Here is a 23,440-nt window from a genome sequence, read left to right on the forward strand (position 1 = left end):
GTCAACTGATTACCAGAGGGCGGTAACAGATGTACTTCCAGCCTCCTTACGGTGCCTCCGGCGCCTACCCTCCGAAGCAGGGCATGTACAACCCGGCGTTCGAGAAAGATGCCTGCGGACTGGCCATGGTCGCCACCCTGCGGGGTACCGCAGGACACGACATCATCGAGCTCGCGCTTCAGGCGTTGCGCAACCTCGAGCACCGCGGTGCGATCGGCTCCGACGCCGGCACCGGTGACGGCGCGGGCATCCTCACCCAGATGCCGGACGCATTCCTGCGCGAGGTCACCGCCTTCGACCTGCCCGACGCCGGCGAATACGCCGCCGGGCTCGCGTTCCTCCCGCTGCAGGCCTCTGAGCGCCGCAGTCAGAAGGCCGGCGTCGAGCGGATCGCCCGCGAAGAGGGCCTCGAGGTCCTCGGGTGGCGCGTCGTGCCGACGGCCAACGAGAATCTCGGCAAGCTCGCCGACGAGGCCCGCCCCGCGTTCGAGCAGCTCTTCGTCGCATCCGGTGCGGGTGAGCGGCTCTCCGGCATCGCGCTCGACCGCGTCGCCTACCGGCTGCGCAAGCGCGCCGGTCACGAACTCGGCGCCTACTTCGTCACGCTGTCCAGCCGGACGCTCGGGTACAAGGGCATGGTCACCACGCTCCAGCTCGAGCCGTTCTACCCCGACCTGCAGGACGAGCGCTTCGCGTCCGAGCTCGCCGTCGTGCACTCCCGCTACTCGACGAACACGTTCCCGTCCTGGCCGCTCGCGCAGCCGCTGCGCATGCTCGCCCACAACGGCGAGATCAACACCGTCGGCGGCAACCGCAACTGGATGCGGGCCCGTCAGTCGCAGCTCGAGTCCGAGCTGCTCGGCGACATCCGCCCGCTCCTGCCCATCTGCACTCCCGGCGCCAGCGACTCGGCCTCGTTCGACGAGGTGCTCGAGCTCCTGACGCTCACCGGGCGCAGCCTGCCCCACGCCATCATGATGATGGTTCCCGAGGCGTACGAGAAGCAGACCGACCTGTCGCCCGAACTGCGCGCCTTCTACGAGTACCACTCGAACCAGATGGAGCCGTGGGACGGCCCTGCCGCCCTGATCTTCACGGACGGCACCCTGGTCGGTGCGACCCTCGACCGCAACGGCCTGCGTCCGGGGCGCTGGACCGAGACGACGGACGGGCTCGTCGTCATCGGCTCCGAGACCGGTGTGCTCGAGTTCGAGCCGGAGCGCATCAAGCGCCGCGGGCGCCTGCAGCCGGGCAAGATGTTCCTCGTCGACACCGCCGAGCGCCGCATCGTCGAGGACGACGAGATCAAGAGCGAGCTGGCGCACCTGCACCCGTGGCAGGAGTGGCTCGACGACGGTGCGGTCCGCCTCGCCGACCTCCCGGAGCGCGAGCACATCGTGCACCCGCCGGCATCCATCACCCGCCGTCAGCGCACCTTCGGCTACACCGAGGAGGAGGTGCGGCTGCTGCTGACCCCGATGGGTCAGACCGGCACCGAGCCGCTGGGCGCCATGGGCTCCGACACCCCGATCGCGGTACTCAGCGAGCGGCCGAGGCTGCTCTTCGACTACTTCACGCAGCAGTTCGCGCAGGTCACCAACCCGCCGCTGGACTCGATCCGCGAAGAGGTCGTCACGAGCCTGCGGTCCTCGCTCGGCCCGGAGCGCAATCTCCTCGCCTGGGGGCCGGAGCACACCCGCACGGTGGCTGTCGACTTCCCGGTGATCGACAACGACGAGCTCGCGAAGATCCGCCACATCGACAAGGCGCTGCCCGGTCGTTCGGCCGTGACGGTGAACGGCCTCTACCACTTCGACGCCGGCGCGCACTCGATGCAGGAGCGTCTCGAGGAGATGTGCGAAGAGGTGGATGCCGCGATCGAGGACGGAGCGGAGTTCATCATCCTCTCCGACCGCGACTCGAACAAGGACCTCGTCCCGATCCCGTCGCTGCTCATGGTCTCGGCCATCCACCACCACCTGATCCGTCGCGAGAACCGCATGAAGGTGGGTCTGCTCGTCGAGGCCGGCGATGTGCGAGAGGTCCACCACGTGGCGACGCTCATCGGCTACGGTGCCTCGGCCGTCAATCCGTACCTGGCGATGGAGACCGTCGAGCACCTCGTGCGCACCGGGTTCATCACCGGTGTCACTCCCGAGAAGGCCGTCCGCAACCTCATCTATGCGCTCGGCAAGGGCGTGCTGAAGATCATGTCGAAGATGGGCATCTCCACGGTGTCGTCCTACGCCGGCGCCCAGGTGTTCGAGGCGATCGGCCTCAGCCAGGAGTTCGTCGACGCCTACTTCACCGGCACCGAGACCAAGCTCGGTGGCATCGGCATCGAGCACGTCTACGCCGAGAACCAGGCGCGTCACGACTACGCCTACCCCGAGGATGCCGCTGCCCGTGCCCACGAACGCCTGTGGACCGGCGGGGAGTACCAGTGGCGCCGGGACGGCTCGCCGCACCTGTTCAACCCGGAGACGGTGTTCCGTCTGCAGCACTCCACGCGGACCCGCCGCTACGACATCTTCCGCGAGTACACCCGCCTCGTCGACGATCAGGCAGCCGAGCTGAAGACCCTGCGCGGTCTGTTCTCGTTGCGCACCGGCACCCGCCCCGCCGTCCCGCTCGACGAGGTCGAGCCGGTCAGCGAGATCGTCAAGCGGTTCTCGACGGGCGCGATGAGCTACGGATCGATCTCGCGCGAAGCGCATGAGACGCTGGCCATCGCGATGAACCGCATCGGCGGCAAGTCGAACACGGGCGAGGGCGGCGAGGACGTCGACCGCCTCATGGACCCCGAGCGCCGCAGCTCGATCAAGCAGGTGGCCTCGGGCCGCTTCGGCGTCACGAGCCTGTACCTCACCGAGGCGGACGACATCCAGATCAAACTCGCCCAGGGCGCCAAGCCCGGTGAGGGCGGCCAGCTGCCCCCGACCAAGGTGTACCCGTGGGTGGCGCGCACGCGCCACGCGACGGCCGGCGTCGGGCTCATCTCGCCGCCCCCGCACCACGACATCTACTCGATCGAAGACCTCAAGCAGCTCATCTTCGACCTCAAACGCGCGAACCCCAACGCGCGCATCCACACCAAGCTCGTCAGCCAGTCGGGCATCGGTGCGGTCTCCGCGGGCGTCGCGAAGGCGCTCAGCGACGTCATCCTCGTCTCCGGCCACGACGGCGGCACCGGCGCGAGCCCGATGAACTCGCTCAAGCACGCAGGGACGCCGTGGGAGCTGGGGCTCGCCGAGACGCAGCAGACGCTCATGCTCAACGGCATGCGGGACCGCGTCGTCGTGCAGGTGGACGGACAGCTCAAAACCGGCCGCGACGTCATCATCGGCGCCCTGCTCGGGGCCGAGGAGTTCGGTTTCGCCACGGCACCGCTCGTCGTCAGCGGCTGCATCATGATGCGGGTCTGCCACCTCGACACCTGCCCGGTCGGCGTCGCGACGCAGAACCCCGCCCTGCGCGAGCGCTTCACCGGCAAGCCCGAGTTCGTCGTGAACTTCATGGAGTTCATCGCTGAAGAGGTCAGGGAGCTGCTCTCCGAGCTCGGCTTCCGCTCCCTCGACGAGATCATCGGCCGCGCCGACCTCATCGAGGCGGATGCCGCGATCGAGCACTGGAAGGCCGACGGCCTCGACCTCGCCCCGATCCTTGAGGGCCCCGACTTCCCGGCATCCGAGCCGCGTCGCCACGGCCGCGATCAGGATCACGAGCTCGACGAGCACTTCGACGTGCAGCTCATCGCGATGGCGAAGGATGCGCTGGAAGACAGGGCTCCCGTCGTCATCGAGCTGCCGATCCGCAACACCGAACGCGCGGTCGGAACCATGCTCGGACACGAGGTCACGTCGCGCTTCGGCGCAGGCGGACTCGCCCGCGAGACCATCGACGTCATCCTGCACGGCACCGCGGGGCAGTCGCTCGGCGCCTTCCTCCCCGCCGGCATCATGCTGCGCCTGGAGGGCGACGCCAACGACTACGTCGGCAAGGGCCTCTCCGGCGGCGACATCGTCGTGCGGCCGGCCCGCGGCGCGAGCATCGCACCGCACGAGAACGTCATCGCAGGCAACGTGATCGGCTACGGCGCCACCTCCGGATCGATGTTCATCTCGGGCGTCGTCGGCGAGCGGTTCCTCGTCCGCAACTCCGGCGCGACAGCGGTCGTCGAGGGCGTGGGCGACCACGCGCTCGAGTACATGACCGGCGGGCTGGCGGTGATCCTGGGTTCGACAGGTCGCAACTTCGGCGCCGGGATGTCGGGCGGGATCGCCTATGTGCACGGACTGTCGGAGGACAAGGTCAACCAGCAGTCCCGCGACAGCGGAGAGCTGCGCCTCGAGAGTCTCGACCGTGCCGACCTCGAAGTGCTGCGAAGCCTGCTCGCCGAGCACGTCGAGCGCACGGATTCGCCGCTCGCAGCCCGGATGCTGGCCGATTTCGAGACCGTCGCATCCGAGTTCGTCAAGGTGCTGCCGCGCGACTTCGCGGCCGTGCAGACCATGCGCCAGGAGGCAGAGGCCTCCGGCATCGACCCGGACGGCGAGACCGTCTGGAACCGCATCCTGGAGGTGACCGGTGGCTGATCCCAAGGGCTTTCTCAAGGTGACCGAGCGCGAGCTGCCCGCTCGCCGCCCCGTGCCCGTCCGCATCATGGACTGGAAAGAGGTCTACGAGCCGGGTGACAAGAACGTACTGCGCCGTCAGGCGGGCCGGTGCATGGACTGCGGCGTGCCGTTCTGCCATCAGGGCTGCCCCCTGGGCAACCTCATCCCGGAGTGGAACGACTTGACCTGGCGCGGCGCGGACCGCTCGGCGATCGAGCGCCTGCACGCCACGAACAACTTCCCGGAGTTCACCGGGCGTCTGTGCCCCGCACCCTGCGAGAGCGCGTGCGTGCTGGGGATCAATCAGCCGGCTGTGACGATCAAGCAGGTCGAGGTCTCGATCATCGACGAGGCGTTCGCGCAGGGCTGGGTCGAGGCGCACCCCCCGGAGCGCCTGACGGGCAAGACCGTCGCCGTCGTCGGATCGGGACCTGCCGGGCTTGCCGCCGCACAGCAGCTCACCCGCGCCGGTCACACGGTCGCCGTGTTCGAGCGCGATGACCGCATCGGCGGTCTGCTGCGCTACGGCATCCCGGACTTCAAGATGGAGAAGCGCCACGTCGAGGCGCGCCTGCGGCAGATGCAGGAGGAGGGCACGCGCTTCCGCGCCGGCGTCGAGATCGGCAAGGACATCAGCTGGACAGACCTCCGTGCCCGCTACGACGCCGTCGTGCTCGCCACCGGTGCGACCGTGCCGCGCGATCTGTCGGTCCCGGGCCGCGAGCTCGACGGGGTGCATTTCGCGATGGAGTATCTCGTGGAGTCGAACAAGGTCGCGGCCGGAGACGCCGTGGCCAACCAGATCACGGCCGAGGGCAAGCACGTCATCGTCATCGGCGGCGGCGACACCGGTGCCGACTGCATCGGCACCGCCCACCGCCAGGGCGCGCTGAGCGTGACCAACCTCGCGATCGGCAAGCAGCCCGGCTCCGAGCGCCCCGAGCACCAGCCGTGGCCGATGATGCCGACCGTGTTCGAGGTGCAGTCCGCGCACGAGGAGGGCGGAGAGCGCCAGTACCTGGCATCCACCGTCGAGTTCCTCTCGAACGACGCCGGCGAGGTCCGCGCCCTGCGCGTGGCGGAGACCGAGTACGTCGACGGGCGCCGTGTTCCCAAGAGCGGAACCGAGCGCGAGATCCCCGCTGACCTCGTGCTCATCGCGATGGGCTTCACCGGGCCTGAGACCGCATCGTTCACGGACGACACCCGGCCCGAGACCACCGATCGCGGTGCGTTCGAACGCGACGGAGCCTACGCGTCGTCCGTTCCCGGCGTATTCGTCGCGGGCGATGCGGGGCGCGGTCAGTCGCTGATCGTGTGGGCCATCGCAGAAGGCCGTGCCGCCGCAGCCGGCGTCGACGAGTACCTCATGGGCAGCACCGTGCTGCCTTCGCCTGTCACGCCCTCGGATGTCGCAATCGGTCTGCAGCCCGCGTAGGCTGGCGAAGGCACCGTCGCCGCATGATTCCCCCCACCTCTTCACCCTGGAGAAGCTTTTGAGACGCGCGAAAATCGTCGCCACACTGGGCCCCGCAACATCGAGCTATGAGAAAGTCCGAGCGATCATCGAGGCGGGGGTAGACGTCGCACGTCTGAACCTCAGCCACGGCGACTACTCCGTCCACGACGCCAACTACGCCAACGTCCGCCGCGCCGCCGACGACGCCGGGCGCGCGGTCGCAGTCCTCGTCGATCTGCAGGGACCAAAGATCCGCCTCGGCAAGTTCGAGGCGGGCCCGTACGAACTCGCCGAGGGCGACATCTTCAAGATCACCACCGAGGACATCATCGGCAACCGCGAGATCTGCGGGACGACCTTCAAGGGGTTGCCGCAGGATGTCGAGCCCGGCGACTTCCTCCTCATCGACGACGGCAAGGTCCGCGTCGAGGTCGTCGAGACCGACGGCACGGTCGTCACCACGCGCGTCGTCGTCGCCGGCGCCGTCTCGAACAACAAGGGCATCAACCTGCCCGGAGTCGCCGTGAACGTTCCGGCGCTCAGCGAGAAGGATGAAGCCGACCTCCGCTGGGGTCTGCGCACCGGCGCCGACATCATCGCGCTGTCGTTCGTGCGCAACGCCTCGGACGTGACTCGCGTGCACGAGATCATGGCCGAAGAGGGCGTCAAGGTGCCTGTCATCGCCAAGATCGAGAAGCCGCAGGCCGTCGACGCGCTCGAGGAGATCGTCGACGCGTTCGACGGCATCATGGTCGCGCGCGGCGACCTGGGCGTCGAGCTTCCGCTGGAGGCCGTGCCGATCGTGCAGAAGCGCGCGATCGAGGAGGCGCGTCGCATGGCCAAGCCCGTGATCGTCGCCACGCAGATGCTCGAGTCGATGATCTCCAGCCCCGTGCCGACGCGCGCGGAGACCTCAGACGTCGCCAACGCCGTGCTCGACGGCGCCGACGCCGTCATGCTCTCCGGAGAGACGAGCGTGGGGGCGTACCCGATCGTGGTCGTCGAGACCATGGCGCGGATCATCGACTCCACCGAGGAACACGGTCTGGAGCGGATCCCGCCGATGACCACCAAGCCGCGCACGCAGGGCGGAGCGATCACACTCGCCGCCCTGGAGGTCGCCGAATTCGTTGAAGCGAAGTTCCTCTGCGTGTTCACGCAGTCGGGCGACTCCGCTCGCCGCCTGTCGCGCCTGCGCTCGCGCATCCCGATGATCGCGTTCACACCGGAGCCCACGATCCAGCGCCGCATGGCCCTGACCTGGGGCATCCGCTCGACGCTCGTCGAGATGGTTCAGCACACCGACCTCATGTACCACCAGGTCGACGAGTACCTGCTCGGCAACGGCATGGCCGTCGAGGGCGACCGCGTCGTGGTGATCTCCGGATCGCCTCCCGGGATCATCGGCTCCACCAACGACATCCGCGTCCACAAGGTCGGGGATGCCGTCAACGGAGCAGCGCCGATCTACAAAGCCGGAGCGTAAGCGCCGCACGAGGAAGGACCGTCCCGCCGGGGCGGTCCTTCCTCGTCACATCCACTTCTGACGTTTGAAGATCACGTACAGGACCAGAGCGAAGGCGAGCATCGCCCCGACGGCGAGCGGATAGCCGAACGCCCAGTGCAGTTCGGGCATGTTGTCGAAGTTCATGCCGTAGATCGCGCCGATCAGCGTCGGGGCGAACAGGATCGCCGCCCAGCCGGAGATCTTCTTCATGTCCTCGTTCTGCCGCTGCGCCACGAGGGTGGAGTTGACGGTCAGGATCTGCGCGAGCGAGTCGCGGAGCTCGCCGACGCGGGTGTGCACTCTGCTGAGATGGTCGGCCACGTCCTGCAGATAGGTGCGCAGCGGGTCGGGGATGTCATACCGGTGGAAGCCGCCACGGAGCGCTGCGAGCACATCTGCAAGACCCGACGTCGCCTGCTGGAGGTCGATGATCTCCTGGCTGAGCCGGTAGATCCGCTCGGTGACCGAGGCCTCGCCGCCGAACACCTGGCGCTCGATCTGCTCGCGATCGATCGCGAGTCCGCGGATGACGGGGGCGTAGCCGTCGACGATCGCGTCGAGGAGCCGATAGACGATCGACTCCGGGGCGTGCTGGAGAAGCCGCGCGTCTTCGAGCAGCGTTCTGTCGCCGCGATCTGCGGCGCCAGAGGCGTCGTCGGCGTCGAGGCCGTCGATCCACCGGCCGTCCTGACAGAACACGGCGATCGCCCTGGGCCGGACGAGGATGTGGAACTCCGCGAAGTCGACGTCCTCCGCGTCGTCGACGTACCAGGCGGAGCGGACGACGAGGAACAGCGCGTCTTCGTACCGCTCGAGCTTCGGGCGCTGGCCAGCGTGCAGCAGATCCTCGACGAGCAGCGGATGCAGCTCCCAGGCGCTGGCCAGTTCGGCGACGTCCTCCGGGGTCGGCTTCGGATACAGCAGGAGCGCCGTGCGGTTCTCGTCCGCTTCGGTGAAGGCCAGGGCGTCCTCGACGCTCGTCTCGGGCGGGGCCACGACGAGATGCCCGTCGTCGATGTACCGGATGCGCCGGGTGGACACCGCGTCCGGCTCCGTCCCCGTCCCGGCTCGGCGCCGGAACACGCCGGAGCGACGGGAGTGCGATTCCTCGCGGGACGGCTGCGCCATGACAGCTCCTCTCGGTGCAGACGGATCTGCGCAGAAGGGCCGCCCGGTGATGGACGGCCCTTCTGCGTGTGCCGGCGGTGGGACTCGAACCCACACGTCCTTTCGGACAAAGCATTTTGAGTGCTCCGCGTCTACCATTCCGCCACGCCGGCGCGGATGTCGCGTCTTCGACTTTAGCGCAGCGCTGCGCGCTCGCCCGCACGCTCCCGGGTGGATGCTACGAGTACGGAGCATGCCGTCCCCTAGAATGGGAATCGTGACCGAAGAACAGCCTGAGCAGCCCACGGCAACCGCCCCGCGACGCGTGGTCGTCGCCGAAGACGAGTCGCTGATCCGCCTCGACATCGTCGAGATCCTCCGCGACAACGGGTTCGACGTGGTCGGTGAAGCCGGTGACGGCGAGACCGCTGTGGCGCTGGCCACCGAGTTGCGCCCCGACCTCGTCATCATGGACGTGAAGATGCCGCAGCTCGACGGCATCAGCGCGGCCGAGCGTCTGCACAAGGCCAACATCGCCCCGGTCGTGCTGCTCACCGCCTTCAGCCAGAAGGAGCTCGTCGAGCGGGCCAGCGAAGCCGGCGCCCTGGCCTACGTCGTCAAGCCCTTCACCCCGAACGATCTCCTTCCCGCGATCGAGATCGCCCTGGCCCGTCACGAGCAGATCATCACGCTCGAGGCCGAGGTCGCCGACATGGTCGAGCGCTTCGAGACCCGCAAGCTCGTCGATCGCGCCAAGGGCCTGCTCAACGAGAAGATGGGGCTCAGCGAGCCCGAGGCATTCCGCTGGATCCAGAAGGCATCCATGGACCGTCGCCTGACCATGCAGGATGTCGCCAAGGCGATCATCGAGCAGCTCGCACCGAAGAAGTCCTGACGGAGCGCGTCCGTCGCATCGAGGACCTGTCTCAGCCCTGAGGCAGGTCCTTGATCATGTTCGTGATGCGCACGGTCGAGCAGCGGCGACCCTGATCGTCGGTCACGACGATCTCGTGCACCATCATGCTGCGCCCCAGGTGGATGGGCGTGCACACGCCCGTGACGATCCCGGACGTCGCCGAACGGGTGTGCGTCGCGTTGATGTCCACGCCGACGGCGAGCTTGCCGGGGCCGGCGGCGAGGTTCGCCGACATCGATCCCAGCGACTCGCCGAGCACGACGTAGGCGCCGCCGTGGAGCAGACCGACCGGCTGCGTGTTGCCCTCGACCGGCATGGTCGCGACACTGCGCTCGATCGTGAACTCCGTGAACTCGATGCCCATCTTCTCCGCGAGGGCGCCCATACCGCGCTGCGTGGCCCACTCCAGCCCGGTCATCTGGGTATCGGTCACGGGTCCTCCTCGGCGGGTGTCTGCCGTCCTCGTTAGGCTGTCAGAGTGACGGACTCCGCAAAGCCTACCCTCATGGTCGTCGACGGCCACTCGCTCGCGTACCGCGCCTTCTTCGCGCTCCCGGTCGAGAACTTCACGACCAAGGACAACCAGCACACGAACGCGATCTACGGGTTCCTGTCGATGCTCGTGAACCTCATCAAGGCCGAGCAGCCGACGCACATGGCGATCGCCTTCGACACGTCGCGGCATTCGTTCCGCACCGACGAGTACCCCGAGTACAAGGCGACCCGATCCGAGACGCCGCCGGAGTTCAAGGGCCAGATCCCGCTGCTGCAGGACTGCCTCGCCGCGATGTCGATCCCGGTGCTGACCAAGGAGGGTGTCGAGGCCGACGACATCCTCGCCACGCTCGCCAAGCAGGGCTCCGAGCAGGGCTTCGACGTGCTCGTCGTCTCGGGCGACCGCGACACGATCCAGCTAGTGAACGACGAGGTCACGCTGCTGTACCCGTCGGTGCAGGGCGTTTCGCAGCTCAAGCGCTACGACCCGGTCACCGTGCAGGAGCGCTACGGCGTACGGCCGGAGCAGTATCCCGACATCGCCGCCCTGGTGGGCGAGACGAGCGACAATCTCCCCGGTGTTCCGAAGGTGGGGGAGAAGACCGCGGTCAAGTGGCTCACCCAGTTCGGGTCCCTCGATGAGCTCCTCGAGCGGTCTGGCGAGATCAAGGGGGTCGTCGGCGGCAATCTGCGCGACCACATCGACGACGTCCGCCGCAACCGCAAGCTGAACCGGCTCCTCGACGACGTCGAGCTGCCGGTGGGGCCCGCCGAGCTCGCCGTGGTCCCGGCCGACGTCCAGGCCATCCGCGACATCTTCGCCCGGCTCGAGTTCCGCACGCTGCTGCCGCGGGTGTTCGACGCCGTCGGCACAGGGGAGGACCCGGCCGATTCCGAACCGGCCGTCGAACTGCCCGCCCCGGTGGAGAGCACGGTCGCCGATGTCGTCTCCTGGTTGGATGCCCAGGAGGGCGAGGTGGCCGTCTCCATCGTCGTGAGCGGTGGTTCCCCGACCCGCGTCGGCTTCGCCGGGCTCACCGAGCTCCGCGAGACCGGCTGGTCGGAGGAGGCAGCTGCCGCTCTGCGCCCGTGGTTCGAGTCCGACGCGCCCAAGGTGTTCAACGATGCCAAGCCGCAGGTCAAGGCTCTCCTGCGCGCCGGCATCCGCATCGGCGGTCTCGCCTACGACACCTTGCTCGCCGGCTGGCTGCTGCGCCCGAGCCTGCCCGACAAGACGCTCTCGCACCTCGTCGACCGCTACCTGGGCGAGAAGATGCCGGTCGCCGATCCGACCCAGCTCGTGCCCGAGACGGACGGCGCGACCCCCGCGCAGGAGGCGTGGTTCACGCTCCGCGCCGCCGCGGCGCTGCGCGAGGATCTGCCCGATTCCGTGGCATCCGTCCTCGTCGACATCGAGCTGCCGACGCTGCTGACCCTCGCCGACATGGAACTCGCCGGCGTTGCGGTGTCGCACGACGTTCTCTCGACCTTCTCCGCCGAACTCGGAGCACGCACGGACGGACTCGCGGCCGAGGCGTTCGCGCTCGTCGGGCGCGAGTTCAACCTCGGGTCGCCGAAGCAGCTGCAGGAGGTGCTCTTCGAAGATCTGCAGCTCCCCAAGACCCGCAAGACCAAGACCGGCTACTCCACGGATGCCGCGGTGCTCGCCGATCTGCAGGAGAGCCACCCGCATCCCTTCCTCGATCTGCTCCTCCAGCACCGCGAGGCGACGAAGCTCCGTCAGATCATCGAGTCGCTCGACAGTGCGATCGGCAAGAACGGCATGGCTCCGGACGACGCCCGCATCCATACCACCTACGTGCAGACGGGCAGCCAGACCGGGCGCCTGTCCAGTACCGACCCGAACCTGCAGAACATCCCGGTGCGCACGGAGGAGTCCCGCCGCATCCGCAGCGCATTCGAGGTCGGCGAGGGCTACGAGACCCTGCTGACGGCCGACTACTCACAGATCGAGATGCGGATCATGGCGCACCTCTCCGGTGATGAGGGCCTGATCGAGGCGTTCAACAGCGGTGAGGATCTGCACCGGTTCGTGGGAGCGCGCGTGTTCGGCGTGGAACCGTCCGATGTCACTTCGGCCATGCGCACCAAGGTCAAGGCGATGTCCTACGGCCTGGTCTACGGGCTCTCCGCATTCGGTCTCTCCAAGCAGCTGCGCATCGAGCAGTCCGAGGCCAAGCAGCTCATGGTCGAGTACTTCGCCCGGTTCGGTGCGGTGCGCGACTACCTGCGCGCCTCGGTGATGAAGGCGAAGGAAGACGGGTACACCGAGACGATCTTCGGTCGCCGTCGTCCGTTCCCCGACCTGACGAGCCCCAACCGGGTGCTGCGCGAGAACGCCGAGCGCGCCGCGCTCAACGCCCCGATCCAGGGGAGTGCGGCCGACGTGATGAAGATCGCGCTGTTCCGGATCCACTCGGACCTCCGCGCTGCGGACCTGCGCTCGAGGGTGCTTCTGCAGATCCACGACGAACTCGTCGTCGAGGTCGCCCCCGGCGAATGGGATGCCGCCGAACAGATCGTCCGCACGCAGATGGCGGGCGCCGCCGAGCTGTCGGTGCCGCTGGATGTCCAGGTGGGCCGCGGGCGCGACTGGAACGAGGCCGCTCACTAGCGCCTGCGGCGCACGCCGCTACGCTGAACTCCATGACGCAATCCCCGCGCACCCCCACCGCCATCGACAAGATCGCCGACGAGTGGGTCGACACCCTTGCGGACCTCGACCCGACGCTCGGTACGTACATCGGCCGCGACGCCGGCAACGACCGCTACGGCGACCTGAGCCCGGAAGGGCATGAGCGCCACGTCGAAGCGGTGCGGAAGACCCGCGCTGCCCTGGCTGCGGCTTCGCCCGTCGACTCCATCGACGAGGTCACGAAGACGGATCTGCTGAGCGAGCTCGACCTCGAGCTCGAGTTCGACGATGCCCGATGGCACCTGCGGGACCTCAACGTGATCGCTTCCGCGGCGCAGGACGTCCGCCAGGTCTACGACCTCATGCCCAAGGCCTCCGCCGGTGACTGGGAGGTCATCGCAAAGCGCCTCGCCGCTGTGCCCGCTGCGCTGCGCGGCTATGAAGCAACGCTGCGCGAGGGCATCGACCGGGGCGTCGTTCCGGCCAGGCGCCAGGTGACCGAGGTCGCAGCCCAGATCGTGCGCTACACCGCCGACGACGGATTCTTCGCCTCGTTCGTCGCCGAGGCCGCACCCGACGAGGGCGGTCTGCCGGCATCCCTCGCCCGCGACCTCGCGGACAGCGCCGCGGCCGCCCGCGTCGCCTACGACGAGCTGCGCACGTTCCTGACGACCACGCTCGCTCCCGCGGCATCCGAGGTCGATGCGGTGGGGCGCGACATGTACGCGCTGCACTCGCGTCGCTTCCTCGGCGCGAAGATCGATCTCGACGAGACCTACGAGTGGGGCCGTGAAGAACTCGCCCGCATGGTCGCCGAGCAGACCGCGATCGCGAACGAGATCCTCCCCGGCTCGACCGTCGAAGAGGCCGTCGCCCATCTCGAAGCCGACCCGTCGCGCAAGCTGCACGGCACCCACGCCCTGCAGAAATGGATGCAGGAGACCAGCGATCGCGCGGTCGCCGAGCTGGCCGCCACGCACTTCGACATTCCGGAGAAGATCCGCACGATCGAGTGCATGATCGCGCCCACCCAGGAGGGCGGGATCTACTACACCGGTCCCACGGACGACTTCTCGCGGCCTGGCCGCATGTGGTGGTCCGTGCCGGAGGGCGTCACCGAGTTCGACACCTGGCGCGAGCTGACGACGGTGTACCACGAGGGCGTCCCCGGGCATCACCTGCAGATCGCGCAGGCCGTGTACAACCGCGCCGAGCTGAACTCGTGGCGCCGCCTCCTCGCCGGAACGTCCGGTCACGCCGAGGGGTGGGCGCTGTACGCCGAGCGCCTCATGCAGCAGCTCGGCTACCTCGACGACCCCGCCGACCGCCTGGGCATGCTCGACGGGCAGCGCATGCGGGCGGCCCGTGTCGTCCTCGACATCGGTGTTCACCTCGGCAAGGAGCGGCTCGACGGGGCCGGTGTCTGGGACGCCGACTACGCCCTCGAGTTCATGCGGCAGAACGTGAACATGTCGGACGAGTTCGTACAGTTCGAGGTCAACCGCTATCTCGGATGGCCGGGGCAGGCCCCGTCGTACAAGGTCGGCCAGCGCATCTGGGAGCAGGTGCGCGACGCCTACCGGGCCGAGCAGGGCGACGCCTTCGACATCAAGACGTTCCACAAGCGGGCGCTCGACCTCGGTGGTGTCGGGCTCGACACGCTGCGCACCGCGCTCGTGAAGAACTAGCCGATGACCGAGGCCGTGCCTTCACGCGCGACGCTCGCGCACCGGCTCGACGACCTGCCCTTCACCCGTCGGCACCTCCGGCTGCTGACCGGCTCGGGGCTCGGGTGGGCGCTGGATGCGATGGACGTCGGACTGATCTCGTTCATCCTCGCGGCACTCGCCCAGCAGTGGGACATCACGAAGGCCGAGAGCGGATGGATCGCCTCGGTCGGATTCATCGGCATGGCGCTCGGTGCGAGCCTCGGCGGGCTGCTCGCCGACAGGTTCGGCCGGCGACAGGTCTTCGCGATCACTCTGCTCGTGTACGGGCTGGCGACCGGCGCCAGTGCGCTCGCGGGCGGAGTGGCGATCCTGCTCGTTCTCCGGTTCTTCGTCGGCCTCGGTCTCGGCGCGGAGCTGCCCGTCGCCTCGACTTACGTCAGCGAGTTCGCGCCGGCCCGCATCAGGGGCCGGCTCATCGTCATCCTCGAGGCGTTCTGGGCGGTCGGCTGGACCGCGGCCGCGCTGATCGGATACTTCGTCATCCCGGCATCCGACGACGGCTGGCGGTGGGCGTTCTTGCTCGGAGCCGTGCCCGCGGCATACGCGCTGTTCGTGCGTTGGGGCCTTCCCGAATCGCCTCGGTGGCTCGCCTCCCGCGGTCGGTTCGCCGAGGCCGACCGGATCGTCGGGACATTCGAGGCGGATGCCGGGGTCGTCACCGCCCCGGCACCGGCCTCCGGGCCGACCCGGGTCATCGCCGCGACGGCCGCTGCACGCCTGGGCACCCTGTGGTCGGCCGAGTTCCGCGTTCGGACGCTGTGCATCTGGCTGGTCTGGTTCTGCGTGAACTTCGCCTACTACGGCGCGTTCATCTGGATCCCCAGCATCCTCGTCGATGCCGGCTACGACCTCGTGCGCTCGTTCGGCTTCACGCTGATCATCACGCTGGCACAGTTGCCGGGGTACGCGGTCGCCGCCTGGCTGATCGAGCTATGGGGCCGTCGGATCACCCTGTCGGTCTTCCTGGCAGGCTCCGCCGTCTCGGCGGTGCTCTTCGGCACGGCGGGGGAACCTGCGGCGATCATCGCCTCCGGCATGGCCCTGTCGTTCTTCAACCTGGGCGCATGGGGCGCGCTGTACGCCGTGACCCCGGAGATCTATCCCACATCGCTGCGCGGCACGGGATCCGGCTGGGCAGCCGGAGTGGGCCGGATCGCCTCGATCGTCGCTCCGCTGCTCGTCCCCGTGCTGCTCGGCCTCGGGGGAGCGCCGCTGCTGTTCGTGGTGTTCGCGGCCTTCTTCGTCGTGGCCGCCGGTGCAGCCTGGGGCCTCGTCGATCGTCGCGGGCAGGCGCTCGACGACAGGTGACGCCCGCTCGCCCCGGCGGCAATAGGCTGGGGAGGTGAGTGGTGTGAGGTTCGTGGCGATCGGCGATTCGTTCACGGAGGGCGTCGGGGACGAGCTTCCCGACGGTCGCGTGCGCGGCTGGGCCGACATCGCCGCGCAGGGTTGGGCGGATGCCGCAGAGCACCCGATCCAGTACGCGAACTTCGCCATCCGCGGGAAGCTCGCCTGGCCGATCGTCGAGGAGCAGCTGGAGCCCGCTCTGGCTCTGGGACCGACTCATCTGTCGTTCAACGGCGGCGGCAACGACATGCTCCGGCCCCGCACCGACGTCGAGCACATCGCCGACACGTTCTCGCGGGTGCTGCGCCGCTGCGACGAGCAGAGCGTCACGCTGATCGTCCTGTCAGGTGCGAACCCCGCGGGTCAGCTGCCGATGGGTTCTCTCATCCAGCGGCGTGGCGACGAGCTCTCTGCCGCCGTGCTCCGCCGGATCGCGGACCGTCCCGACGTCATCCGTGCGCTGAACTGGCCGGATCGCGAGCTGTCGAGCGGTGCGTACTGGTCGGAGGACCGTCTGCACATGAACGCCAACGGCCATCACCGCGTGGCGGGCCGCGTGCTGAGCGCTCTGGGATACGAGCCGCCCTCCGCATGGTGGGCTCCGGCCGAGGAGCGCGCCGGTGCGCAGGGGATGGCGTACTACCGCCAGCACGTCGGGCCCTGGGTGCGGCGCCGGCTGACCCGCACCTCCTCGGGTGACGGCCGCACGCCGAAGTTCCCGACCTGGGTCGAACGGGCGCCGCAGTGATGCGCGTGCGCGGCCGCCGGCTCCCGCGTCGGATCGCGCAGCTTCTCATCGGTCTCTTCCTCTACGGCATCGGCATCGCGTTCATGGTGCGCGGAGAGATCGGCGCGGCACCGTGGGACGTGCTGACGCAGGGCATCGCCACGCACGTGCCGTTGACGTTCGGCGTGATCACGATCCTCACGAGTATCGTGGTGCTGCTGCTCTGGCTCCCGCTGCGCCAGCGTTACGGCATCGGAACCCTGCTCAACGCCCTGCTCGTGGGGCCATCGGCCGATATCGGACTGCTCCTGATCCCGACAGGGCAGCCGCTCTGGCTGCGCATCGGGTTCTTCGTCATCGGGCTCGTCGTCCTCGCCGCCGCCACCGGAATGTACATCGGGGCGCACTTCGGCCCCGGTCCCCGCGACGGCCTGATGACCGGGCTGCACAAGCGCACCGGGTGGCCGATCTGGATCGTGCGCACGGGCATCGAGATCGTCGTGGTCGCTGTCGGGTGGGCACTGGGAGGCAACGTCGGTGTGGGCACGCTCGCCTTCGCGCTGCTCGTCGGACCGCTGTGCCAGTACTTCCTGCGGATCTTCGCGATCCGCCTTCCTGCTGATCGGACGAGCGTCACCGCATGACCGACTTCGAGATGGCGCGGATCCCGGCCGGCTCCGTGAGACTGCACGATGCGCGGCGCAAGGAGCATCGCACGATCGAGCTGCAGGCGTTCGAGATCGGTGTCTACGCCGTCACGCAGGAGCAGTTCGCGGAGGTGCTCGGGGTGGCTTCGCGGTATCCCCGACGTCCGGCATCCGATCTGAGCTGGCTGCGCGCCGTGCGCTTCTGCAACGCGGCATCCGAGTGGGAAGGCCTCGATCCCGCCTACACCTTCGACGGCGAGGACGTCACGTGGCACGTCGACAGCGACGGCTATCGGCTGCCGACCGAGGCCGAGTGGGAGTACGCCTGCCGCGCGGGGTCGACCGCGCCGCATTACGGTCCGCTGCCCGAGATCGCGTGGACCGCCGCCGACGGCGTGAGGACCCCGCAGGACGTCGGGGGACGGATGCCGAACCTCAACGGTCTGTTCGACACGCTCGGCAACGTCTGGGAGTGGTGCTGGGACCTGATCGACCCTGCCCGCTACGACGAGTACCGCGTGTTCCGCGGCGGCGGCTATGCGGATGATGCCTGGAGCGTGCGCGCATCCGTCCGTCGCGGCGGCGCGCCGCGCATGCACCACGAGGACGTCGGCATGCGTCTCGCCCGAGGCGGCTTCGATTCCGAGGGAGAGGCGCAGGGATGGTCTGCGGCGGTGGATGCTGCGCGCGCCGTCTCCGGCGGCGAGCTGCCGTTCGGATGGACTCCGGGACGATGACAGGACTCGGATAGGAGTGGAAACATGAACGCAGGCTTCGGGCTGATCGTCTCGCAGGGGCGGGTCGCCGATCGTACGGATGGCGCGCTTCGCGGAGCGCGCGCGACGGCCGACGCGCTCGGCGACTATCTGGGCATCGAACCGCGCGTCGTCGGAACGCCGTCGCCGAGCCTCACCGATGACTGGAGCGCGGCGCTCCCCGCCGCCCACGACACGCTGAGAGGCCTGCGCGACGCACTGGGCACGGCGATGGATGCCGGCCAGACCCCGCTCCTCGTCACCAACACCTGTGCCGCGAGCCTGGGCACGCTGCCGACCGTGGCAGCGCGGCACCCGGACGCCGTGGTGCTCTGGGTCGACGCGCACGGCGACTTCAACACCCCGGAGACGACCGAGTCCGGCTACCTGGGAGGGATGGTGCTCGCGGCGGCATGCGGTCTCTGGGACAGCGGCCATGGTGCGGGGCTCGACCCCGAACAGGTCATCGTCGTCGGAGGCCGCGACATCGACGAGGCGGAGGCCGAGCTGCTCTCAGCGGCCGGCGTGCGCGTCCTCCCACCGGCGCTCGACGTCGCACAGAGCGTCGCTGAGCTCGTCGGGGGTCGTGATGTGTGGATCCACGTCGACTGGGACGTCCTCGAACCCGGATACATCCCCGCCGCGTACCGGGTTCCGGACGGCTTGCTGCCGCATCAGATCGCCGCCCTGTTCTCAGCGCTGCGCGAACAGGTCAGGGGAGTGGAGCTCGCGGAGTTCGAGTACGGCGATCCCAAGGTCCCCGAGCGCGTCAGCGTCGAGCTGATCCTCGAGACGTTCCAGGCCCTGCTGCACTGACGCGGTACGCGACGCGCCGTGGTGAACCGTTGCACCGCGCCCGTGTTCCTGCCATCATCCTCGCAGGGCGAACGCCCGTGAGAGATGTGCCGTTCGACGGCACCGGGAAGGAATGGCCATGAGCATCGGCTCCGGAATCGTTCTGTTCGTGATCGGCGCGATCCTCGCGTTCGCGATCAACGTCGAGGTCGAATGGGCGAACCTCGACATGATCGGCTACATCCTCATGGGGGCGGGCGCGCTCGTGTTCATCATCGGGCTCATCCTCGTCGCGCGTCGTCGGCAGACGAACTCGGTGACGCAGACCTCCGTCGACCCGGCATCGGGTTCTCAGACGACGCGGCGCACCACGAGCGGACCGGACGACGCTGCGGGCCTCTGACCCGCGTCACCGCGAACGCGGGCGACGTTCCTGATCGAGTCCCATACGGATGCGAGTCCGTTTGCGCTCGACAATGATGAAGGTCATTCCGAGGAGCCACAGCGGCACCTGGGTGAGGAATGCGAGCCGGAACGCATCCAGGGAGTAAGTCGCCGGCGTGCCCGCGCCCTGCAGATCGAGGGCGACGCCGATGAGGAAGACCGCGCACAGGGCGGCGATGAAGCCGCCAGCATTCGTCAGACCTGTCGCGGTGCTGAGGCGGTGGGCCGGGTTATGCGTGCGGGCGTGGTCGAAGGCGATCATGGATGCCGGTCCGCCCGATGCGAGGGCGATGGCGAGGACGTATAGCAACCAGAGCGGCGCAGGTCCGGGGTACGCGATAACGGCCACCCAGGCGATCAGCTGGACGGCGACCGTCGGGAGCACAAGCGCGATCGATCGCTGATTCGGAATACGCCGTGAGAGTTCGCCGAGCACCGGTCCCAGGAACATTCCGACAGCGACATATACAGAGATCAGCGTTGCGGCCTGAGCGGGGGAGAGGCCCTCGCCTGCCGTGAGGAAGGGCATTCCCCACAGGAGCACGAACGCGGTGCCGGCGAAGGGAGTCGCGAAGTGCGACCAGAACGCCAGTCGCGTTCCCGGGTGGGCCCACGCCGCCCGGATGCCGACACCGGTGTCGATGGCCGAGGTGACGACTCGCACGACGCCTGTCTCGGTGTTCACGCTGACGTCGGCAGCGGCTTCCGGAGGGCGATTGCGGATCACGACGAACACGAGGATGGCGAACAGGACGCCCAGCCCGGCGATGCTTCCAAAGGTGATGGTCCAGGTCGTGGCGTGCAGGAGCGCCGCGACAGGGATGAGTGCGACGAGCTGCCCGGCCTGTCCGATGACGCCGGTGAGCTGCACCATCAGCGGGCCGCGCTGGGCGGGGAACCAGGTCGCGACCAGTCGCAGCACAGCGGGGAAGACCATGGCGTCACCGGCGCCGAGCAGCACACGGGCGATGATCGCGATGCCGATGCTGGGAGAGAGGGCCATGGTGAGCTGACCGGCTGCCATGAGCACCATGCCGAGGGTGATGATCGGTCGCGCACCGTAGCGATCGAGGAAGACGCCGATGGGGATCTGCATCCCGCCGTAGACGGCGAGCTGCACGACGGCGAAGAGCGATAGCGTCGCGGCATCCGCGTCGAAGCGCTCCGCGGCGTCCACGCCGACGGCGCCCAAGGAGGTGCGGTTCGCGATCGCGAGCACGTACGCCGCGACGCCGACGGACCAGATCAGCCAGCTGCGCCACCCGGGAGTCGAAGCGGGGGAGCGGATGACGTCGGGCACGCTTCTACGTTACTCCCGCGCCGGACCGACCAAGCGCCGTCCGTAAAGGTACAGTTCAGCGGAGTCGCCGATCCGCACGCCGGTCGCGAGCCGCACGCCGGTCGCGAACCGCGTCCAGCCCTGCTGCCTGTAGAAGAGCTGCGCGCTCTCGGCATCCGCGTAGGCGCTCAGCACGGCCGTCGCGTACGTCACGTCATCGAGGAGTGCGCCTTCTGCTCCTGAGCTGCCGCGAACCGTGAACGAGGAGCGGTTTCGTGCACTGTACTGACATAATGTGCATTATCGGCGTTACCGCTCCGACGTGCCCCTGCGCTGCGCAGGCTACCGAACGCGACCGATCGCCATCAGGTGCCCGCTCATCTCTCGGTCGCCGGCGAACTCGGACGCAGCATCCGTCAGGCGTGCTGCGGTTGCCTGCAGTTCAGGGTCGAGCCCGACCGGCTTAGTACGCCTGGATGCGCGCGTCGAGGTCCCTCTGATCCGCCACAGCGCTCTCTGTCTCCGTCTGCTCAGGCCCCGACGTACGCCGCGAGGTGCTTCCCCGTCAGCGTCTTCTTCTGGTCGATGAGGTCCGCGGGCGTTCCCTCGAACACCACTCGACCGCCGTCGTGGCCCGCGCCGGGACCGACATCGATGATCCAGTCGCCATGCGCCATGACGGCCTGATGATGCTCGATGACGATGACCGTCTTCCCGGCATCCACGAGCCTGTCGAGCAGCCCGAGAATCTTGTCGACGTCCGCCAGATGCAGCCCCGAGGTCGGCTCGTCGAGCACGTACACGTCGCCCTGGCCGCCCATCTGGATCGCGAGCTTCACACGCTGACGCTCGCCGCCCGACAGCGTCGAGAGCGGCTGGCCCAGGGAGAGATAGCCGAGGCCGACGTCGTCCAGGCGCTCCAGGATCGCCACCGCGGCCGGGATCTTCGATTCCGGCCGCGTGAAGAACTCGCGCGCCTCGGCGACCGGCAGATCGAGCACCTCGGTGATGTCCTTGCCGCCGAGCTTGTACTCCAGCACCGACGCCTGGAACCGCTTGCCGCCGCAGTCCTCGCACGGTGTCTCGATCGTATCCATGAAGCCGAGTTCGGTGATGATCACGCCGGAGCCCTTGCAGGACGGGCAGGCGCCCTCGGAGTTCGCGCTGAACAGTGCGGGCTTGACGCCGTTCGCCTTGGCGAATGCCTTGCGGATCGGCTCGAGCATTCCGGTGTACGTCGCCGGGTTGCTGCGGCGCGAGCCCTTGATCGCGCTCTGGTCGATGGCCACGACGCCCTCGCGTCCCGCTACCGAACCGTGGATCAGCGAGCTCTTGCCGGAGCCGGCGACACCCGTCACGACCGTGAGCACGCCCGTCGGGATGTCGACGTCGACCTCCTGCAGGTTGTTCGTGGATGCGCCGCGCACTTCGATCGCGCCGGCACCCGAGCGAACGGACGGCTTCAGTGTCGCCCGGTCGTCCAGATGGCGCCCCGTGATGGTGCCGCTGCCGCGCAGGCCCTCGACAGTGCCCTCGAAGCAGATCTCCCCTCCCCCGCTGCCGGCGACGGGGCCCAGGTCTACGACATGATCGGCGATCGCGATCGTCTCGGGCTTGTGCTCGACGACGAGCACCGTGTTGCCCTTGTCTCGCAGCTTGAGGAGCAACGAGTTCATCCGCTGGATGTCGTGCGGATGCAACCCGATCGTCGGCTCGTCGAAGACGTAGGTGACATCGGTCAGCGATGACCCGAGATGGCGCAGCATCTTGATCCGCTGCGCCTCTCCCCCGCTGAGCGTGCCGGACGGACGCTCCAGGCTGAGATATCCCAGGCCCAGCGTCACGAACGCATCGAGGTTCGCCTTCAGCGCGTCCAGCAGCGGACCGGCACCGGGGAGGTCGAGCCCATTCACCCACGCCGCGAGATCGGTCACCTGCATCCGGCAGGCGTCCGCGATGCTTATGCCTGCGATCTTCGACGAACGCGCCCCCTCCGTCAGGCGGGTCCCATCGCACTCGGGACAGGTCGCGAAGGATGCCACGCGCTCGACGAAAGCACGGATGTGCGGCTGCAGCGCCTCGAGATCCTTCGACAGCATCGCCTTCGTGATCTTGGGGATCAGGCCCTCGTAGGTCATGTTGATGCCGCTGATCTTCACCTTCGTGACCTCGCCATAGAGGAAGAGGTGCCGTTGCTCGTCCGTGAAGTCCTTGATCGGCTTGTCGGCCGGGTAGAAACCCGACTGCGAGAAGCCCTTCACCATCCACCCGTCCGCCGTGTACCCGGGCACCATGATCGCCCCTTCGTCCAGCGACTTCGACTCGTCGACGATCTGCGCGAGATCCAGATCCGACACCGCACCCCTGCCCTCGCACCGCGGGCACATGCCGCCGAGGTAGATGGCGTCCTTCACGATCTTCTTCTCGCCGCTGGGCCCCGTCATCACGCCGCTCGCCTTCTGCGTCGGGATGTTGAACGAGAACGCCGTCGGCCCGCCGATGTACGGCTGTCCGAGCTTGGAGAAGAGGATGCGCAGCATCGCGTTCGCGTCGGTCACCGTGCCGACGGTCGAGCGCGGGTTCGCCCCCAGACGCTCCTGGTCGACGATGATCGCCGTGGTGAGCCCTTCGAGGACATCGACGTCCGGACGCGGGACCGATGGCATGAAGCCCTGCACGAACGCGCTGTAGGTCTCATCGATCATGCGCCGCGACTCTGCGGCGACGGTGTCGAACACGAGCGAGCTCTTCCCCGAGCCGGAGACCCCGGTGAAAACCGTCAGTCTGCGCTTGGGGATGTCGACGCTGACGTCCTTCAGATTGTTCTCGCGAGCCCCCTGGACGCGGATCAGATCGTGAGAGTCAGCGGGCAGCAGAGCATCGGTCATGCGAAAGATCCTCCCACGCACCTCTCCCATCGGGGACGTCCTCCGCGCTACGCTGTTCACATCGTTCACACG

17 protein-coding genes and 1 tRNA gene are annotated in these 23,440 nt (G+C 68.3%); 12 read left to right on the forward strand and 6 right to left on the reverse strand.

The annotated features are described in order from the left end of the window. Window positions 1-29 precede the first annotated feature (29 nt). From gltB to pyk, 3 genes are read left to right on the forward strand one after another with little or no spacing between them, the layout of a single operon-like run. Window positions 30-4,595 carry a glutamate synthase large subunit gene (gene gltB, locus HWX58_RS07045; RefSeq protein WP_250646141.1) on the forward strand — a complete coding sequence of 1,522 codons (4,566 nt, stop codon included), beginning with the start codon at window positions 30-32 and terminating at the stop codon, window positions 4,593-4,595. Continuing rightward, window positions 4,588-6,054 carry a glutamate synthase subunit beta gene (locus HWX58_RS07050; protein ID WP_175986303.1) on the forward strand — a complete coding sequence of 489 codons (1,467 nt, stop codon included), beginning with the start codon at window positions 4,588-4,590 and terminating at the stop codon, window positions 6,052-6,054. Before gltB ends, HWX58_RS07050 begins: the two co-directional genes overlap by 8 nt. A 58-nt stretch (window positions 6,055-6,112) precedes the next feature. Next, a complete protein-coding gene (gene pyk, locus HWX58_RS07055; RefSeq protein ID WP_175986306.1) occupies window positions 6,113-7,561 on the forward strand; it encodes a pyruvate kinase in 1,449 nt (482 codons plus the stop codon). A gap of 45 nt (window positions 7,562-7,606) precedes the next feature. On the opposite strand, the gene HWX58_RS07060 is transcribed toward pyk, so the two are convergent. Next, window positions 7,607-8,710 carry a magnesium and cobalt transport protein CorA gene (locus HWX58_RS07060; protein ID WP_175986308.1) on the reverse strand — a complete coding sequence of 368 codons (1,104 nt, stop codon included), beginning with the start codon at window positions 8,708-8,710 and terminating at the stop codon, window positions 7,607-7,609. Between the two features lie 69 nt (window positions 8,711-8,779). Continuing rightward, a tRNA-Leu gene (locus HWX58_RS07065) sits at window positions 8,780-8,862 on the reverse strand. A gap of 95 nt (window positions 8,863-8,957) precedes the next feature. On the opposite strand from HWX58_RS07065, the gene HWX58_RS07070 reads away from it, so the two are divergent. Then, window positions 8,958-9,584: an ANTAR domain-containing response regulator gene (locus HWX58_RS07070; RefSeq protein WP_175986310.1), complete on the forward strand. Its 627-nt coding sequence runs from the start codon at window positions 8,958-8,960 to the stop codon at window positions 9,582-9,584. A gap of 31 nt (window positions 9,585-9,615) precedes the next feature. Here the strand turns inward: HWX58_RS07070 and HWX58_RS07075 are convergent, their stop codons facing one another. Then, window positions 9,616-10,023: a hotdog fold thioesterase gene (locus tag HWX58_RS07075; protein ID WP_175986620.1), complete on the reverse strand. Its 408-nt coding sequence runs from the start codon at window positions 10,021-10,023 to the stop codon at window positions 9,616-9,618. 60 nt (window positions 10,024-10,083) lie between these two features. Here HWX58_RS07075 and polA point away from each other — a divergent pair, with 60 nt between their 5' ends. The 8 genes from polA (at window position 10,084) to HWX58_RS07115 (ending at window position 19,160) form a co-directional block, all read left to right on the forward strand. Next, entirely contained in the window at window positions 10,084-12,735 is a 2,652-nt protein-coding gene (gene polA, locus HWX58_RS07080; RefSeq protein ID WP_175986312.1) for a DNA polymerase I, read from the forward strand. Between the two features lie 32 nt (window positions 12,736-12,767). Then, on the forward strand, window positions 12,768-14,444 hold the full coding sequence (locus HWX58_RS07085; protein WP_175986315.1) for a DUF885 domain-containing protein: 1,677 nt from the start codon (window positions 12,768-12,770) through the stop codon (window positions 14,442-14,444). Window positions 14,445-14,447: 3 nt separating this feature from the next. After that, window positions 14,448-15,794 (forward strand): MFS transporter, encoded by a 1,347-nt coding sequence (locus tag HWX58_RS07090; RefSeq protein ID WP_175986318.1) that lies wholly within the window; start codon window positions 14,448-14,450, stop codon window positions 15,792-15,794. 34 nt (window positions 15,795-15,828) lie between these two features. Beyond that, window positions 15,829-16,581 (forward strand): SGNH/GDSL hydrolase family protein, encoded by a 753-nt coding sequence (locus HWX58_RS07095; RefSeq protein ID WP_175986321.1) that lies wholly within the window; start codon window positions 15,829-15,831, stop codon window positions 16,579-16,581. Further along, window positions 16,581-17,204, forward strand: coding sequence for a membrane protein YczE (gene yczE, locus HWX58_RS07100; protein ID WP_175986623.1), 624 nt, complete (start codon window positions 16,581-16,583; stop codon window positions 17,202-17,204). Before HWX58_RS07095 ends, yczE begins: the two co-directional genes overlap by 1 nt. Further along, on the forward strand, window positions 17,201-17,944 hold the full coding sequence (locus tag HWX58_RS07105) for a formylglycine-generating enzyme family protein (RefSeq protein ID WP_175986323.1): 744 nt from the start codon (window positions 17,201-17,203) through the stop codon (window positions 17,942-17,944). The genes yczE and HWX58_RS07105 overlap by 4 nt, the downstream gene beginning before the upstream one ends. Before the next feature lie 24 nt (window positions 17,945-17,968). Next, complete coding sequence (locus HWX58_RS07110) at window positions 17,969-18,778, forward strand: arginase family protein (RefSeq protein WP_175986325.1); 810 nt, start codon at window positions 17,969-17,971, stop codon at window positions 18,776-18,778. Between the two features lie 118 nt (window positions 18,779-18,896). Then, the gene (locus HWX58_RS07115) at window positions 18,897-19,160 is read left to right on the forward strand and encodes a DUF6458 family protein (RefSeq protein ID WP_175986327.1); all 264 of its coding nucleotides are present in this window, start codon (window positions 18,897-18,899) and stop codon (window positions 19,158-19,160) included. A 6-nt stretch (window positions 19,161-19,166) separates the two neighbouring features. Here HWX58_RS07115 and HWX58_RS07120 read toward each other — a convergent pair whose 3' ends face one another. From HWX58_RS07120 to HWX58_RS07130, 3 genes are all read right to left on the reverse strand, one after another. Further along, window positions 19,167-20,501 (reverse strand): MFS transporter, encoded by a 1,335-nt coding sequence (locus HWX58_RS07120; RefSeq protein WP_250646142.1) that lies wholly within the window; start codon window positions 20,499-20,501, stop codon window positions 19,167-19,169. 9 nt (window positions 20,502-20,510) lie between these two features. After that, window positions 20,511-20,693: a hypothetical protein gene (locus HWX58_RS07125; RefSeq protein ID WP_175986329.1), complete on the reverse strand. Its 183-nt coding sequence runs from the start codon at window positions 20,691-20,693 to the stop codon at window positions 20,511-20,513. Between the two features lie 317 nt (window positions 20,694-21,010). Further along, window positions 21,011-23,368 carry an ATP-binding cassette domain-containing protein gene (locus HWX58_RS07130; protein WP_175986331.1) on the reverse strand — a complete coding sequence of 786 codons (2,358 nt, stop codon included), beginning with the start codon at window positions 23,366-23,368 and terminating at the stop codon, window positions 21,011-21,013. Window positions 23,369-23,440 lie beyond the last annotated feature (72 nt).

Source organism: Microbacterium tenebrionis (genome assembly GCF_903645325.1).
Classification (GTDB): Bacteria; Actinomycetota; Actinomycetes; order Actinomycetales; family Microbacteriaceae; genus Microbacterium; species Microbacterium tenebrionis.